A 15,427-nucleotide genomic window follows, 5' to 3' on the forward strand; every position below is an offset into this window, starting at 1 on the left:
GCGAGCAAACGCCGAACGGCGGGAGTCGAGGACGCCGAAACTTCAGTTTCCGGCGCTCTCCATTCTCCGCGTCGTCAGCACGCGCTCCAGCCAGCCGATCTCCATCTCGGGCACGGATTTCAAGAGCAGGTCGGTGTAATCGTCGAAGGGCGGTGAAAGTGCTTGCGACTTCGGGCCGAAGCGCACGAGCTTGCCGCGATGCATCACGGCGACGCTGTCGGCGATGGCGCGCACAATCGCGATATCGTGGGTGATGAAGACGTAGGAGAGGTGTGCCTCCTCCTGCAGCTTCAAGAGCAGTTTCAAGATGCCCTCGGCAACCAGCGGATCGAGCGCCGATGTCGGCTCATCGCAAAGGATGAGTTCCGGCTTCGCGGCAAGCGCTCTGGCGATGGCGACGCGCTGCTTCTGGCCGCCGGAAAGCTCGGCCGGATAGCGATCGATGAAGCCGTTGCCCATCTCGATCAGATCCAGCAGCTCTTTCACGCGCGCGGTCTTCGCTGCGCCGTGCAGACCGTCATAGAAGGTCAGCGGACGACCAATGATGTCGCGCACAGTTTGGCGCGGGTTCATGGCGGTATCGGCCATCTGGTAGATCAGCTGGATTCGCCGCAGCTCATCCCGCGAGCGGTTCTTCAAGGCCGGCGTCAGCGGCTTGCCGTCGAAGGAGATCCGCCCGTCGCTCGGCGGCAAGAGGCCGGTGATGACACGGGCAAGCGTCGATTTGCCGGAGCCGGACTCGCCGACCACAGCCAATGTCTGGCCTTTAGGAACATGTAGAGAAACATCATGTAATACCCTGAAACCATTGGAGTATTGCGCGCTTATGTTCTCGACCTTCAAAAGCGCGCTGGATTGGTCGGCAGCCTCGGGCCGTGCCTCCTGGCGGACGTTGACGAGGGCGCGGGTATAATCCTGGCTTGGCTCCTCGATGATCTGCTTAACGCTGCCATATTCCACCGTCTTGCCGTGCCTGAGCACCATGATGTCGTCGGAAATCTGGGCGACGACGGCGAGGTCATGGGTGATGTAAAGCGCGGCGGTGTGTGTCTCTTCGATGGCGTGCTTGATCGCCGCCAGCACATCGATCTGCGTGGTGACATCGAGCGCGGTCGTCGGCTCGTCGAAGACGATCAGCTCCGGGTTGGAGCAGAGCGCCATGGCGGTCATGGCGCGCTGCAGCTGGCCGCCCGAGACCTGGTGCGGATAGCGATCGCCGAATGTTTCGGGGTTTGGCAGACCAAGCACCCGGAAGAGATAGAGCGCCCGCTTTTTTGCCTCCTCCGTCGTCATCAGGCCGTGCTTCACGGTTGCCTCGATCACCTGCGCGCCGAGCCGATGCGCCGGATTGAAGGCAGCGGCGGCCGATTGGGCGACATAGCAGACCCGCGCGCCGCGGATTTTGCGGATGCCCGATTTGCCGAGCGGCAGGATATCGACACCGTCGAGCAGCACCTGACCGCCGGTAATCTCTGCACCGCCGCGGCCATAGGCGAGGGCGGAAAGACCGATGGTGGATTTGCCGGCGCCGGACTCGCCGATCAGGCCAAGCACCTTGCCCTTTTGCAGATCGAAGGAAACGCCATCGACAATGGTGACGCGTTTCGGCGGCTCGCCCGGCGGATAGCTGGTTGCCTCGATCTTGAGATCGCGAACGGAAAGAAGCTCAGGCATCGCCACGTCCTCCCTTGAGGCTGGAGGTGCGCCTTAACAGCCAGTCGACCACCAGATTGACACAGATCGCCAGCGCCGCGATTGCGGAACCCGGCACGAGCGCGGCGGAGATGCCGAAGATGATCCCGTCCTTGTTGTCCTTGACCATGCCGCCCCAGTCGGCCGCCGGTGGCTGGATGCCGAGGCCAAGGAAGGAGAGGGTAGAGAGGAACAGGATCGAGAAGGCGAAGCGCAGCCCGAATTCCGCCAGTAGCGGCGACAGCGTATTCGGGAGGATCTCGCGGAAGATGATCCAGATCTTGCCTTCGCCGCGCAGCTTGGCGGCTTCCACGAATTCCATGACCGCGACATCGAGCGCCACGGCGCGACCGAGACGATAGACGCGGGTGGAATCGAGGATGGCCATGACGAGGATCAGCACGATCAGGTTCTGTGGCAGGACCGCAAGGACGACGAGCGCGAAGATCAGCGTCGGGATCGACATCATCAGATCGTTGAAGCGCGAAAAGACCGTGTCGATCAATCCGCGCGAGACGGCGGCGGTAAAACTCAGGATGATGCCGAGCGAGAAGGAGATGATTGTCGCCGCCAGCGCGACGAAGAGGGTCGTGCGGGTACCATAGATCAGACGCGACAGGATATCGCGGCCGAGATTGTCTAGACCGAAGAAATATTGCGCATCGGCGGGCTGCCAGACATTGCCGACGACTTCCGTCTCGCCGTAAGGGGCGATCCAGGGGGCAAAGATCGCGCAGATAAAGGCGATCAGGATACCGATGATGCCGATCCAGGCGGTGATGGGGATATCTCTCAATCTCATCGTGGATGCCTCAGACGTGGGTTGGCGACGATGGCGAGGATGTCGGCCGTCATGTTGAGGAAGATGTAGACGGCGGCGAAGATCAGGCCACAGGCCTGGACCACGGGCATGTCGCGTACAGTCACCGCGTCGACCATGTACTGGCCCATGCCGGGATAGACGAAGACGACTTCGACGACGACCACACCGACGATGAGATAGGCAAGGTTCAGCGCAATGACGTTGATGATCGGCGCCAGCGCATTGGGCGCGGCGTGCTTGACGATGGCGCGGAAGGCGGAAAGGCCTTTCAGCTCCGCGGTTTCCATATAGGCCGACGACATGACGGAAAGAATGGCGGCCCGTGTCATGCGCATCATGTGCGCAAGCACGACCAGAACCAGGGTTGCTGTGGGCAGCGCGATCGCGTTCAGCCGGTCGACGAAGCCCATGCCGTCGAAGACCGTCGCCGGGAAGGTCGCAATGCCGAATTTCACCGAGAAGAACATGATGAGGAGATAGCCGATGAAGAACTCCGGCAGCGAGATTGCCGCCAGCGAAATGACGTTGATGATCTTGTCCGGCATACGGTTCCTGTAGTGGACGGCCAGCATGCCCAGGCAGACCGCGAGCGGCACTGAGATCAAAGCGGCAAAGCCTGCCAGAAACAGCGAATTGCCGAGCCGCTTGCCGATCTGCTCGCTGACGGAATTCTTGCTGGCCCAGGAGGTGCCGAAATCGCCCTGAACCGCATTGCCGAGCCATTCGACATAGCGGGTGACAACGGGCCGATTGAGGCCGAGCTCCTCGCGGATATTGGCGACCGCCTGTGGCGTCGCCGACTGGCCGAGATAAGTGGTGGCGAAATCGCCGGGCAGGGCTTCGAGCCCGCCGAAGATTAGGATAGAAACCGCAAAGAGCAGGATGATGCTGAGCACGCAACGCTCGATAATAAGGGACAGCAGCGGAAAACGCTGCTTGAACCTCAGCCCGGGCAGAACGGTTCCGGGGGGCTGATTGGACATGGCCGATGCCTCGCGCTTAGAGCGGTTCCCTGCTTCAGGGAATCGGTGAGCCGCTCAATCTTGTTGTCTTACGCAATTCCGGGCGGAAAGCAGCTACGCAATTTTCCGGGATTGCCGTAAACGTCGGGGGGACCGCGAAGGGCTTTCGCGATCCCGGCTGCGTCAGAGGTGAGGGCGTTATCGCCCGGCTTCGGGCATCAGGCGTCCAGCCAGACGCGGTTGGCGACGTAGCCGTTCGACATGTCGTTGCCGATGTCGTGGACGTAGCCCTTCACCTGCTTGGTAGAGGCGTTCACGAAATCGTTGAACATTGGCAGGATGACGCCGCCTTCGTCGCGCACCATCATCGCCATGGCGCGGTAAAGCTCCTTGCGCTTGGCCTCGTCCAGTTCGGAACGGGCCTGAAGCAGAAGCTTGTCGAAGTCGGGGCGCTTGAAGCGCGTGTCGTTCCAGTCCGCCGTCGAGAGGTAGGCGGTGGAATACATCTGGTCCTGCGTCGGACGGCCACCCCAGTAAGAGGTGGAGAAGGGCTGGACGTTCCAGACGTTCGTCCAGTAGCCATCACCCGGCTCGCGCTTGACCTCGATGTTGATCCCGGCCTTCTTGCAGCTTTCCTGATAAAGGACGGCTGCATCGACGGCGCCCGGGAAAGCCACTTCCGACGTGCGCAAGAGGACCGAGCCGCTGTGGCCGGACTTCTTGTAGTGGAAGGCAGCCTTGTCGGGATCATAGGCACGTTGCTCGATCCCTTCGGGGAAGAGCGCATAGGTGCTGTTGATCGGGAAGTCGTTACCGACCTTGCCGTAGCCGCCTAGGATCTTCTTGACCATGGTTTCGCGGTCCATGGCGTATTTCAACGCCATGCGCAGGTCGTTATTGTCGAACGGCGCCGTGTTGCAATGCATGATGAAGACGTAGTGGCCACGGCCGGCGGTGGACAGGATGTCGACGGTTGGTGCACGCTTCAACAGATCCACGGTCTTCGGGTCGACGCGGTTGATGTAATGGACCTGGCCGGACGAAAGTGCCGCGATACGCGCCGTCGCATCGTTCATCGTGATGATTTCGACGCTATCGACGAAGCCGCGATCGGTACGCCAGTCGTCCTTGTTGCGCTCGAAGGTCGCGCGCACACCGGGCTCGAAGCTGACCTGCTTGTAGGGGCCAGTGCCGATCGAGGCGAGCGGATCGTCATAGCCGCCATTCGGCTGGATGACGAGGTGATAATCGGTCAGAAGCAACGGCATGTCGGCGTTGCCTTCGGTCAGCGTCAGGACGAGGTTGTCGCCGTCTGCCTTGATCTCCTTGATCGACTTCACGACGCCGAGCGCGCCCGATTCCGATTTCGCGTCGGTATGGCGCTTGAGTGTGGCGACGACGTCCTCGATCGTCAGATCCTTGCCGTTATGGAACTTCACGCCCTTGCGGATCTTGAAGGTCCAGGTGGCGGCATCCTTCGACGGTTCCCAGGACTCGGCGAGCGAGGGAACGGCAGCACCGGTCAGCGGGTGGGATTCCACCAGCATGTCGCCCCAGCAGCGGCCGATGACGAACATGACCTGCGACAGGAATTTTGCCGGGTCCTTGGAATCGGTCGCAGCACCGCCTTCAAGACCAAGCTTCAGATGACCGCCGCGCTTCGGTTCGGCTGCCATTGCACTTTCGGTAAAGAGTTTGTCGGCGAGCGCCAAAGTAACGCCCGCAGCCATTGCGCGTCCCATGAATTCGCGGCGGTTCAGGCCGCCCGCCGCGACGCGGCTTGCCAGATATTTCGTGTAGTCGTTCATTCCCCTGTTCCTTCTTCTTGCCGTGTTGACAAAACTCACGAGCAAGCCACTTCACGTTCCGGTTTCCTCTTCCGTCTGAAGCCTGTTGCCCGCGATCATGTGGGAAATTGAGCGGTTGCCGCCGCCTCTATCTTCCTTTCCAGATTGGGGGCCGCTTCTCCGCAAAAGCCCTTGCGCCTTCCAATTGATCTTCGCTCGAATAAAGGACGTCGACGGTCGCAAACTGCCTCTTGGTTATCTTGTTCATGGCAGTCTGAAACGTCGAACCCTCCGCTTCACGAACGATCTCCTTGATCGCCGCATAGACGAGCGGTGGCCCGCTTGTGAGCAGGCGGGCGAGTTCCCAGGCCCTGTCCATCAGCTTGTCGGCGGTGACGATCTCGTTGACGAAGCCCCAGCGATGGGCCTCCTCGACATTCAGCCAGCGGCCGGTCAGCAGCATGTCCATGGCGATGTGATAGGGGATGCGCTTCGGTAGCTTGATCGAGGCCGCGTCAGCGACCGTGCCGGAGCGGATCTCGGGCAAGGCGAAGGTCGCGTGCGGGGCGGCGATGATCAGATCGGTCGATAGCGCGATCTCCAGCCCGCCGCCGCAACAGATGCCGTTGACGGCGCAGATGATTGGCTTGTTGAGATCGCGCAATTCCTGCAGGCCGCCGAAACCGCCGACGCCATAATCGCCATCGACGGCGTCCCCGGCTGCGGCAGCCTTCAAATCCCAGCCGGCCGAAAAGAATTTCTCGCCGGCACCGGTGACGATCGCGACGCGCAAATCCGGGTTGTCGCGAAAGTCGCGAAAGATCAGGCCCATTTTCCGGCTGGTCGCCAGATCGATGGAGTTCGCCTTCGGCCTGTCGATGATGACCTCAAGGATGCCGTCTTCGCATCGGGTTCGAATGGGGTCTTGCAACTTCTGCTACCTCCTTCGCCGGATGAGGGCGTCAGCGGCAATGACGCCGCGAGAATCTGGTAGGACCATCAATGGATTAATGTCCAGTTCCTCAAGCTGTGCGGCATTCTTTACGACATATTCTGCCGTTGATACGACGGCATCAGCAACGATTTCGAGACTGCTTCCCGCATTGCCGCGATAACCCTCGATCAATTTTCTGACCTTCAGGCGAGAAATCCTCTCCAGGACCTCGGCTTTCGTCACCGGCAGCGGCAAAACGACGGAATCTTCAAGCAATTCCACGAGGATTCCGCCAGCACCGACCGTCAAGGTCAGGCCGACGACCGGATCGCGGACCGCGCCGACGATCAGCTCGGCGAGCGGGCGCTCGACCATCTTTTCGACCAGGAATCCTCGGGCAAAAGAAGCCATGCCCTCGGCCGCATCCCCGACAGCATTCCTATCCCATAGGTTGAGCTTGACTGCGCCGACTTCGGACTTGTGCTCGACGCCGAGCGCCTTGAGCGCAACGGGGAAACCGAGTTGCTCTGCACGCTCGGCTGCCTCGCGTGCCGTCGCGGCGGTCTTGCCCAGCGGGACAGCAAGGCCTGAGGCTGCAAGCTCGGTTTTGGCTTCGGCCTCGCTCAAAGTTGCGACTTCACCTGCCTCGATGCGTGCGCTGAGAAGCGGGAATGGCTGCGGCTTCTTCCAGGCACTGGCGATGCCACTGGCAATATCTGCCGCCACCAGTGCCTCGCTGATGCCGCAGAGCGGCACGATGCCGGCTTCGGTCAATTGCAGGGCGATCGTCTCCGGCATGTTTTCCGGCAGCGTCGCCAGAATGCCGGCGCGGGCGCCGGTCTGCTTGGCGGCCGCAGCCACGGCAGAGACCGTGATCATCCAGTCCGCCCCGTCGCAGCGATCTTCGCGCGGGAAGTCGAGGACAAGCAGATTGAGGGCGTAGTCGCCGGCGAACATGGCGCTGAAAGCGTCTGTCTGCCGTGCCAGATCGCCCCAGACGAAGGTATGATAATCAAGGGGATTGGAGAGCGTCACCATCTGGCCGAGGCTTGCACGCAGCGCCGGTAGCTGTTCGGGTTTGAGGGCGCGAAATTCGACATTCCTGCTGACGGCAGCATCGGCCATCAGCGAGGCCTCGCCGCCCGAACAGCTCATCGAGGAGATCGCATTGCTGTCGAGCGGACCCGCGACATGCAGCAGTTTCAGCGTTTCGATGAGTTCGGGCAGTGTCGTGACGCGGCCGATGCCGAGGCGGTCGAGAACGGCACCCGCCACCGCATCGCTGCCGGCAAGCGAGGCTGTATGCGAGACGGTGGCGCGCTGTGCCTGTTCGGATTTGCCGATCTTCAGTGCGACGACGGGCTTCTTCAACTCCCTGGCGCGCATCGCAAGCGCTTCCAGCGCCCTTACATCACCGAAGCCTTCGATATGCAGGCCGACCGCCGTGACGCGCGGGTCCTCAAGAACGGCCCGGGCGAGGTCAGACAAGCCTGTCTGTGCCTGATTGCCTGCGGTCATCAGGTAGCTGATGGGCAGGCCGCGCCTCTGCATGCTGAGATTGATGGCGATGTTGGAGGATTGTGTAAGGATAGCGACGCCGCGCTCGGTTCTGACAATGCCATGCTGATCGGGCCAGAGCAGCGCGCCGTCCAGACCGTTGATCATGCCGTAGCAGTTTGGTCCGACGATCGGCATGGTGCCGGCAGCCTCGATAAGCGCGCGCTGCAAATCCGCGCCGTCGGCCAGTTCCGCGACGGCTTCGCTGAAGCCCGAGGCGTAGCAGACCGCACCGCCGGCCCCTCTGGCTGCGAGATCGCTGACGATATCGATGGTCAGTGTCCGATTGACACCGACGAAGGCGGCATCGGGCGCATCCGGCAGTTCTGCAACAGACCGGTAGCAGCGGCGGCCAAGCACGCTCTCCTGTGTCGGATGCACCGGCCAGATTTCGCCGGCAAATCCCATGAGGTCGCATTGCTCGATGACGCGTCGTGCCTCTCGGCCGCCGAAGACGGCGATGGTTCTAGGTCGGATCAGGCGGTCGAGCGAGCGCTGCGTCATGGGCTCATGCTCCGAACGGTCGAAGCAGATCGCGGCTGATGATGTGCCGCTGGATTTCCGATGTGCCGTCCCAGATGCGTTCGACGCGGGCATCGCGCCAGAAGCGCGCGAGCGGCAGGTCGTCCATCAATCCCATGCCGCCGAAGATCTGGATTGCCTCGTCGGTGACGCGGGCAAGCATTTCCGAGGCGTAGAGTTTGGCCGAGGCGATCTCGCGATTGGCAGGCCGGCCGGCATCGAGCTTCCAGGCGGCGGATAGCGTCAGCAGGTCGGCGGCGTCGATCTCGGTGATCATGTCGGCGAGCTTGAAGGAGACGCCCTGATTGGCGCCGATCGGCTTGCCGAATTGCTTGCGCTCTGCTGCATAAGGCAGAGCGAGTTCGAAGACGCGACGAGCACGGCCTACACAGGTCGCGGCAACGGTCAGGCGTGTTCCGTAGAGCCACTGATTGGCAAGGTCGAAGCCGCGATGTACCTCGCCGAGTACCTGCGACTTTGGCAGGCGGCAGTCGGTGAAGTTCAGGATAGAATTGTGATAGCCGCGATGGGAAACGGAGTCGTAGCCCTTCACAATGTCGAAGCCCGGCGTGCCGCGATCGACTAGGAAAGCCGTGATCTTCTTCTTGACGCCATGGCGAGTGTCTTCCTCGCCGGTGGCAGCAAAGACGATGACGAAATCGGCGACATCGGCGTGTGAGATGAAATGCTTCGTGCCGTTGAGCACGAAATCATCGCCATCCTGCCGTGCCGCGCATTTCATGCCGCGCATGTCGGAGCCGGCATCCGGCTCGGTGATGGCAAGCGCATCGATCCTTTCCCCGCGCACCGCCGGCAGGAGATAGCGCTCGCGTTGCTCGCCCTCGCAGGCCATGAGGATGCCGGAGGGGCGTCCGAAGAAGACGGTGAGCCCTAGGGAACCACGACCAAGCTCGCGCTCGACGAGCGTGAAGGTGACATGATCGAGCCCGGCGCCGCCGATTTCCTCAGGGAAATTACAGGCGTAGAAGCCGAGTTCGATACATTTGCGCTTGATATCCTGCCCAAGATCGAACGGCACGATACCGGTGCGCTCGACCTCGTTTTCGTGCGGATAGATCTCCGTCTCCACGAAGTCCCTGACCGTCCTAACGATCATCTCCTGTTCTTCGCTGAGTCCGAAATTCACGATCGCTTCCTCCTAGCGTTTTTGTCCCACATGACGGCCGGCTCCCTCCGGCATGGCAAAGACTGCGTGCGCGGCTGCAATCGGCCTCAGCTTCGCCAGCACCTCCTCCGATGCGGCAACGGCTTTGCCCGCTTTCGCGTCGACATGCAGCAGCATCTGCTCCGCGGTGGCGATCAGATCGCCACTCGCAGTGTCGTGCAGCGCATGGAAGACATGCAGCCGCTTTTCGTCGGATGCGAGGATCTGTGCGGTCGAATGGATGGCCTGTCCGAGCTTGGCTTCGCCGAGATGGCGGATGTGGGTTTCCACTGTGTAGTAGCTATGGCCGCGCTCGACATAATCGAGATCGACGCCGATCAGGCGCAAAAGCGCATCCGATGTGTCGCCAAAGACCTGCAGATAGCGATGCTCGGTCATGTGCCCGTTATAGTCGACCCATGCGGGGCTGACCTTGGTGTCGATCAGGCGTAGCGGTCTTGTAACGTCCGGCGTCTCTTTCTTGCCCCCGCCGGCCGCCCAAAGATGCTGCTCGAAATCCTTCAGCAGCTTGCCGGCGCCCCAGCCCTTGCCGCCGTGGCTACCTTTGAGGCTCTGGAGGATGCCGACGAGATTTTCGTCGCGGATGCGCTCGAGTTCGCGGATCGACAGGCCGTCTGCCTGTTCGTCCGACTGCTGGCCGATCTTTTCGACAAGCGTGTCGTCGAGATCGACGACATCCATCAGTTTTGTCCAGTTCCATTGCAGGGCGGGGCCAAACTGCGCCAGGAAGTGCCGCATGCCCGCTTCGCCGCCGGCGATGCGATAGGTTTGGAACAAGCCCATCTGCGCCCAGCGTAGGCCGAAAGAATAGCGGATGACGTCGTCCAGCGTCTCGACGGTGCAGATATCGTCCTTGATAAGCCACAGCGCCTCGCGCCAAAGCGCTTCGAGCAGGCGGTCACCGACGAAAGCCTCGATCTCCCTGGCGATATGCACGCCCTTCATGCCGATGGGCGGCAGCCGCTCCATCGCCGCCTGGATCGTGGCGGAACTGGTCCTTTCGCCGCCGACGATTTCGACGAGCGGCAGCAGATAGACTGGATTATAGGGGTGGGCGACGAAGAGACGCTCGGGATGGCGCATGTCGCGTTGCAGGTCCGTTGGCAACAGGCCCGAAGTGGACGAGCCAATCAGCGCGTCCGGCTTTGCCGCCGCGTCGATCTGCGTCAGCACGTTGCGCTTGAGATCCAGCCGCTCGGGCACGCTTTCCTGAATCCAGTCGGCGCCATCGACCGCTGCTTCCAGCGTATCCTTGAATGTGAGCCTGCCGCGCGGCGGAAGGGGAGCGCCGGTCAGCATCGCATAGGCCTTTTCGGCATTGGCGAGTACTTCGCCGACGATGCGCGTTGCCTCCGGATGCGGGTCGTAGACATCGACATCGATGCCCGCGAGCAGGAAACGGGCGATCCATCCGCCGCCGATGACGCCGCCGCCGATGCAGGCCGCCTTGTTGATCTTCGTCATCGTGGCCTCAGCGCTTCGTCAGTTTCAGCTTCTTGCGGACATCTTCTGGGCCGATGATGCGCGCGCCCATGCCCTCAATCACCTGGACCGCCTTTTCAACGAGCTGTGCATTGGTTGCGAGCATGCCCTTGCCGGCATAGAGATTGTCTTCCAGCCCGACGCGGACATTGCCGCCGGCAAGGATCGCTGCAGCCGGATAGGCCATCGCGTTGCGGCCAATGGAAAAGGCCGAGAAGGTCCAGCTTGTGGGAACGTTATTGACCATCGCCATGAAGGTATTCAGGTCGTCGGGCGCCCCCCAGGGGATGCCCATGCAGAGCTGGATGAGGACCGGGTCCTCGATCAGGCCCTCCTCGGCAAGCTGTTTGGCAAACCAGAGATGACCGGTGTCGAAGGCCTCGATTTCCGGGCGCACGCCGAGATCGGTCATCTTCTTTGCCATGGCCCTCAGCATCGAAGGCGTATTGGTCATGACGTAATCGCCGAGGCTGAAGTTCATCGTGCCGCAATCGAGCGTGCAGATCTCAGGCAGGCATTCGGCAACGTGGCTGACGCGCTCCGAAGCGCCTGCCATGTCGGTGCCTCTTGCATTCAAGGGCAGGGGGCTTTCGACATCGCCAAAAATGAGGTCTCCGCCCATGCCGGCGGTCAGGTTCAGCACGACATCGACATCGGCAGAACGGATGCGATCCGTGACTTCCCGGTAAAGTTCGTTGCGGCGGCTGGCAGCGCCCGTCTCGGGGTCGCGGACGTGGCAGTGAACCACTGCCGCCCCAGCCTTGGCGGCGTCGATCGCGGACTCCGCGATCTGCTTGGGAGTGATCGGAACATGGCTGGATTTCGAAACCGTGTCACCGGCGCCGGTCACGGCACAGGTGATGAAGACATCGCGATTCATCGCAAGAGGCATTTTTGTTCTCCCTCGTATTGAAGACATTACGAGCCATGAGACGCTGTCATGCTTTGCATAATCGGAAACATTCGATACAGTTTCGGAGCGACCGGAGAAATGCTGAGTGCTGACATCGGCCAATGAGACGCTCGACATCGATCTCCTGATCCTTCCGGAGACGAACCTGATTTTGATCGCTTCGGTGATCGAACCGTTGCGCGGAGCCAATCGCATTTCCGGAGCGGAGCTTTATCGCTGGCGTCTGTTCACGCCGGATGGTTCTCCGGCGGAAACGACGAGCCTCATCCCCGTGCCGGCTTCCTCCGGCTTTCGGCCGACATCGGACACCACGCCGCTTTTCGTGCTTGCGAGCTACAATTGGCGACGCAGCGCGACACAGGCATTGAAAATGCAGCTGTCACAGACGGCGCGCCATCGATCGATGGTCGCCGGCATCGAATCCGGCACCTGGCTGCTTGCCGAAGCGAGCCTGCTGGACAACGTTTCCGCTGCCGTCCACTGGGAGGATTACGACGATTTCGCGCTCGCCTATCCGCATGTGCGTGCCGTCAGGGATCGCTACGTGATCGATGGCAAGCGGATCACCACCGCCGGCTCCCTGCCGACTGTCGATCTGATGTTGGAGATCATCCGGCGGCGACAGGGCTATTCGCTGGCGCTCGAGGTTAGCCGCCTCTTCATCTACGAGCCGGCGAGCACACAAAGCGCGACCGAGCTCTCGCCGTCGACGGCCGGTCTGCGCATGCGTGATCCGAGGGTCGCTCAAGCCATCCGCCTGATGGAGGATCATATCGAGCAACCACTGGTGCTCACGCGTCTTGCCCGGCGCGTCGGCGTCAGCGCGCGTCACTTGCAGGCGCTGTTCCAGGAGAGCATCGGCGCGCCGCCGCATGTGCATTATCTGGCGTTGCGGCTGAATGCGGCTCGGCGCAAGGTCATCGAGACGAAGGCATCCTTTGCGGAGATTGCCGACGCAACCGGCTTCAACTCGGCATCGGCCTTCTCGCGTAGCTATCGCGCCAGCTTTTCCGAAAGCCCTTCCGGCACGCGCCGCAGGCTGCGCCGGCGTGTCACGGCTGCAGGAGGAGACTCGACATAGGCTGGAAGGCTTCGCGCACCATTTCCGCCAGTTCGCGGATCGCTTCGCTTGAATGATAGGGGTTGCGGCGAAGCACGACGCGCGAGGAATCGACCGGCGGGAAACCATCGTCGCTCGTCAACTCCCGGCAACCATGAGGAATGTTGCTGCGCGACAGCGTCGTCACGGCAAGTCCGGCGGAAACGGCGTTCTTCAAACCGGAACTCGTGTCGGCGATGAAGGCGATGCGGTACCGCCGCCCGATTTGCTCCAGTGATTTGAGCGCGAAGTCGCGGCACCATGTCGAGTCGCGGTAGACAGCGATGGGCAGCGGCACCGCCTCATGCACGCGATGGACCAGCGACGTCACCCAGACCGTGGGATCGACACACAGAACCTCACCCTTGTTCTGGTTGCTCCAGTCGAAGACGACGGCCAGATCCAGTTCGTCTTTCTCCAGGGCAGCCAGGTTGTGCGCCGTGTAATCGCAGGAGACGGTCACTTCGACGGCCGGGTGTCTGATCGCAAAGGCTGACAGCGCCGCCGGAAGCACGGTCTGGCTGTATTCCTCCGGAATTCCGATCCGGACCGGTCCGTCGAGCGGCTTGGTGCGAATGTTCGCCGCCGCCTCGTTCAAAAGTTCGATCACGCGTTGGGCATAGGGAAGCAACTGAATGCCGGCACGAGTGAGAACGGCTCCTCGTGCGCTTCTTTCGAAGAGCGTTTCGCCGATCGAATCTTCCAGCCGCTTGATCTGCGCGCTCACCGCCGATTGGGTGCGGCCGATCCTGTGGGCAGCCGTGGAAAAATTGGATGTCTCGGTGATGACGAGAAAGGTCCGCAGCAGGTCGCTTTCGATGGGGTCGCGCATGGGAGGTCACAAATATTTCTGATAGCTATTATCTCTACTATTCGTTTGCCTGATGTCAAATATCGGCGCAGAGAAGGGGTGTTCCTTCTTTCCTCGAGTCCATACATGACATTCCAGTTTCCGACCCGCTCCGCTTTTGCCAGCGATTATGAGAGGGGCGTTCTACTCGTGGCTACAGCCATGCTCGCATGGAGCTGCAGCGGTATCTACGCGCGTCTTCTGACCACCGACATCTGGACGACGATCGCTTGGCGGTCGCTGTTCGGCGGCCTGTTCTTGCTGATCCCCAGCTTTTTCCTCGAAGGTGGGTTTTCAAGGCGGCAATGGGCCTCGGTCTTTCATCCGGCCGGGCTGGCGATGCTTGCCTGCCAGACCATCAGTCAGGCGTGCTTCATCGGTGCGCTCTATACGACCACTGTCGCAAACGTCACGATGATCTATGCGACGGCTCCGTTCATCGCCGCGTTCCTGAGCTGGATCTTGCTGAAGGAAGGCGTGGCAAAGCGGACATTGATTGCCGGCGCTATATGTCTGGTCGGCGTCGCCGTCATAGTCGCGTCGTCCATTGGCGGGGGCACCGGTATCGGCGATCTGCTGGCGCTTGGCATGACCGTCAGCTTCGCTCTCATCATCGTCATCCCGCGGATTGACCCCAGCATTCCGATCCTGCCCTCGAGCGTCGTCAGCGGACTTGTGACATTCGTGATCTTTGTGCCCTTTGCCTCGGCGAGTTCGGTGGACGTCAACAATTGGCTTCTGCTCGCGGCTTTCGGGGCGACGAATTTCGCGCTGGCCTTCGTCCTCTTCCTTTTCGGATCGAGAAAGATGCCGGCCGCCGATGCCGCGTTGATCAGCTCGATGGAAATCGTATTGACGCCGTTCTGGGTTTGGCTGTTCTTTTCGGAAGTGCCGCCTGTGGCCACATTTATCGGCGGGGCGATCATCTTCGCGACGATCGTCTGGCACACGGCCATCGATCTCAGGCATAGCCGCCGTCGTCGTGCGCCGGTCTAGCGGGCTATAGCCATATAGGCTTCCATCTCGGCAAAGATGGGAGCCTTAGTCGCGATTTCGCAAAAGCGATGAAGGCGACATGACCTCCAGCGTCCCTTGTTCCAGCCCTATCAGGTGAGGATGCTATGCCTTGGCGGAACCGCCAAAGCCGTCATGATTCTGAAACAAAATGTAACAACTAATAACACCCAGTTACGCCCGAATCGGTATATTCCCGTCATGTTTGAACGAGAGGTCGCTTGATGCAGGCTAACCATGTCCCGTCCCCATCGCAGGCCGATGTGCTGATCTGTCTCGATAATCAACAGGTTGCGTCCCGCATCGGCTCGGTTCTGACGGAGCAGGGATTGTCGGTGACCGCCATACCGGCAGCGGGCATTCAACAGTGGTTCGAACCAAATGGCTGCAAGCTTGTCGTCACCCACACAGCGATGATCGGCGATGTGCGCACGCGGCTGAACCTGCCGATCGTCAATCTAGAAGCCTTCATCTTCGATCGCCCGGATCATGTGGCCGAGGGCGCTGCGCGTCAGTTCGATGGCGAGGCGTTCGTCAAGCGGGTGTTTTCCGTCATGAGCGGCACGCAAAAGCGCGCCGCCGTCTGATCGGAGGCGCCTGGCGCTT

The 15,427-nt window shown here is 61.2% G+C and carries 13 protein-coding genes; 3 read left to right on the forward strand and 10 right to left on the reverse strand.

Annotated elements, in window-relative coordinates:
• Positions 1-42: 42 nt before the first annotated feature.
• The 9 genes from BJ928_RS29150 to BJ928_RS29190 all read right to left on the reverse strand — a co-directional run bounded on the left by BJ928_RS29150 (position 43) and on the right by BJ928_RS29190 (position 11,837).
• Positions 43-1,674, reverse strand: coding sequence for an ABC transporter ATP-binding protein (locus BJ928_RS29150; RefSeq protein ID WP_047634565.1), 1,632 nt, complete (start codon positions 1,672-1,674; stop codon positions 43-45).
• Entirely contained in the window at positions 1,667-2,494 is an 828-nt protein-coding gene (locus tag BJ928_RS29155; protein ID WP_047634564.1) for an ABC transporter permease, read from the reverse strand. The genes BJ928_RS29150 and BJ928_RS29155 overlap by 8 nt, the downstream gene beginning before the upstream one ends.
• Positions 2,491-3,498 (reverse strand): ABC transporter permease, encoded by a 1,008-nt coding sequence (locus tag BJ928_RS29160; protein WP_047634562.1) that lies wholly within the window; start codon positions 3,496-3,498, stop codon positions 2,491-2,493. The genes BJ928_RS29155 and BJ928_RS29160 overlap by 4 nt, the downstream gene beginning before the upstream one ends.
• A 197-nt stretch (positions 3,499-3,695) precedes the next feature.
• A complete protein-coding gene (locus BJ928_RS29165) occupies positions 3,696-5,285 on the reverse strand; it encodes an ABC transporter substrate-binding protein (RefSeq protein ID WP_047634561.1) in 1,590 nt (529 codons plus the stop codon).
• A 127-nt stretch (positions 5,286-5,412) separates the two neighbouring features.
• On the reverse strand, positions 5,413-6,195 hold the full coding sequence (locus BJ928_RS29170) for a carnitinyl-CoA dehydratase (protein ID WP_047634559.1): 783 nt from the start codon (positions 6,193-6,195) through the stop codon (positions 5,413-5,415).
• A 6-nt stretch (positions 6,196-6,201) separates the two neighbouring features.
• On the reverse strand, positions 6,202-8,259 hold the full coding sequence (locus BJ928_RS29175; protein ID WP_047634558.1) for an acetate--CoA ligase family protein: 2,058 nt from the start codon (positions 8,257-8,259) through the stop codon (positions 6,202-6,204).
• Positions 8,260-8,263: 4 nt separating this feature from the next.
• On the reverse strand, positions 8,264-9,424 hold the full coding sequence (locus BJ928_RS29180) for an acyl-CoA dehydrogenase family protein (protein WP_047634557.1): 1,161 nt from the start codon (positions 9,422-9,424) through the stop codon (positions 8,264-8,266).
• A gap of 12 nt (positions 9,425-9,436) precedes the next feature.
• Positions 9,437-10,927, reverse strand: coding sequence for a carnitine 3-dehydrogenase (locus BJ928_RS29185; RefSeq protein ID WP_047634556.1), 1,491 nt, complete (start codon positions 10,925-10,927; stop codon positions 9,437-9,439).
• A gap of 7 nt (positions 10,928-10,934) precedes the next feature.
• The gene (locus tag BJ928_RS29190) at positions 10,935-11,837 is read right to left on the reverse strand and encodes a 3-keto-5-aminohexanoate cleavage protein (RefSeq protein WP_047634555.1); all 903 of its coding nucleotides are present in this window, start codon (positions 11,835-11,837) and stop codon (positions 10,935-10,937) included.
• A gap of 106 nt (positions 11,838-11,943) precedes the next feature.
• On the opposite strand from BJ928_RS29190, the gene BJ928_RS29195 reads away from it, so the two are divergent.
• Complete coding sequence (locus BJ928_RS29195; protein ID WP_047634554.1) at positions 11,944-12,939, forward strand: GlxA family transcriptional regulator; 996 nt, start codon at positions 11,944-11,946, stop codon at positions 12,937-12,939.
• On the opposite strand, the gene BJ928_RS29200 is transcribed toward BJ928_RS29195, so the two are convergent.
• Positions 12,911-13,789, reverse strand: coding sequence for a LysR substrate-binding domain-containing protein (locus tag BJ928_RS29200; protein WP_047634553.1), 879 nt, complete (start codon positions 13,787-13,789; stop codon positions 12,911-12,913). The two genes, BJ928_RS29195 and BJ928_RS29200, sit on opposite strands and share 29 nt — an antisense overlap.
• Positions 13,790-13,894: 105 nt before the next feature.
• Here BJ928_RS29200 and BJ928_RS29205 point away from each other — a divergent pair, with 105 nt between their 5' ends.
• Both BJ928_RS29205 and BJ928_RS29210 read left to right on the forward strand, forming a co-directional pair.
• On the forward strand, positions 13,895-14,803 hold the full coding sequence (locus BJ928_RS29205) for a DMT family transporter (protein WP_047634552.1): 909 nt from the start codon (positions 13,895-13,897) through the stop codon (positions 14,801-14,803).
• 242 nt (positions 14,804-15,045) lie between these two features.
• Positions 15,046-15,408 carry a hypothetical protein gene (locus tag BJ928_RS29210; protein ID WP_047634551.1) on the forward strand — a complete coding sequence of 121 codons (363 nt, stop codon included), beginning with the start codon at positions 15,046-15,048 and terminating at the stop codon, positions 15,406-15,408.
• The last annotated feature ends 19 nt before the right edge of the window (positions 15,409-15,427 follow it).

Source organism: Rhizobium sp. WW_1 (genome assembly GCF_003610155.1).
In the GTDB taxonomy this organism is placed as follows: domain Bacteria; phylum Pseudomonadota; class Alphaproteobacteria; order Rhizobiales; family Rhizobiaceae; genus Rhizobium; species Rhizobium tropici_A.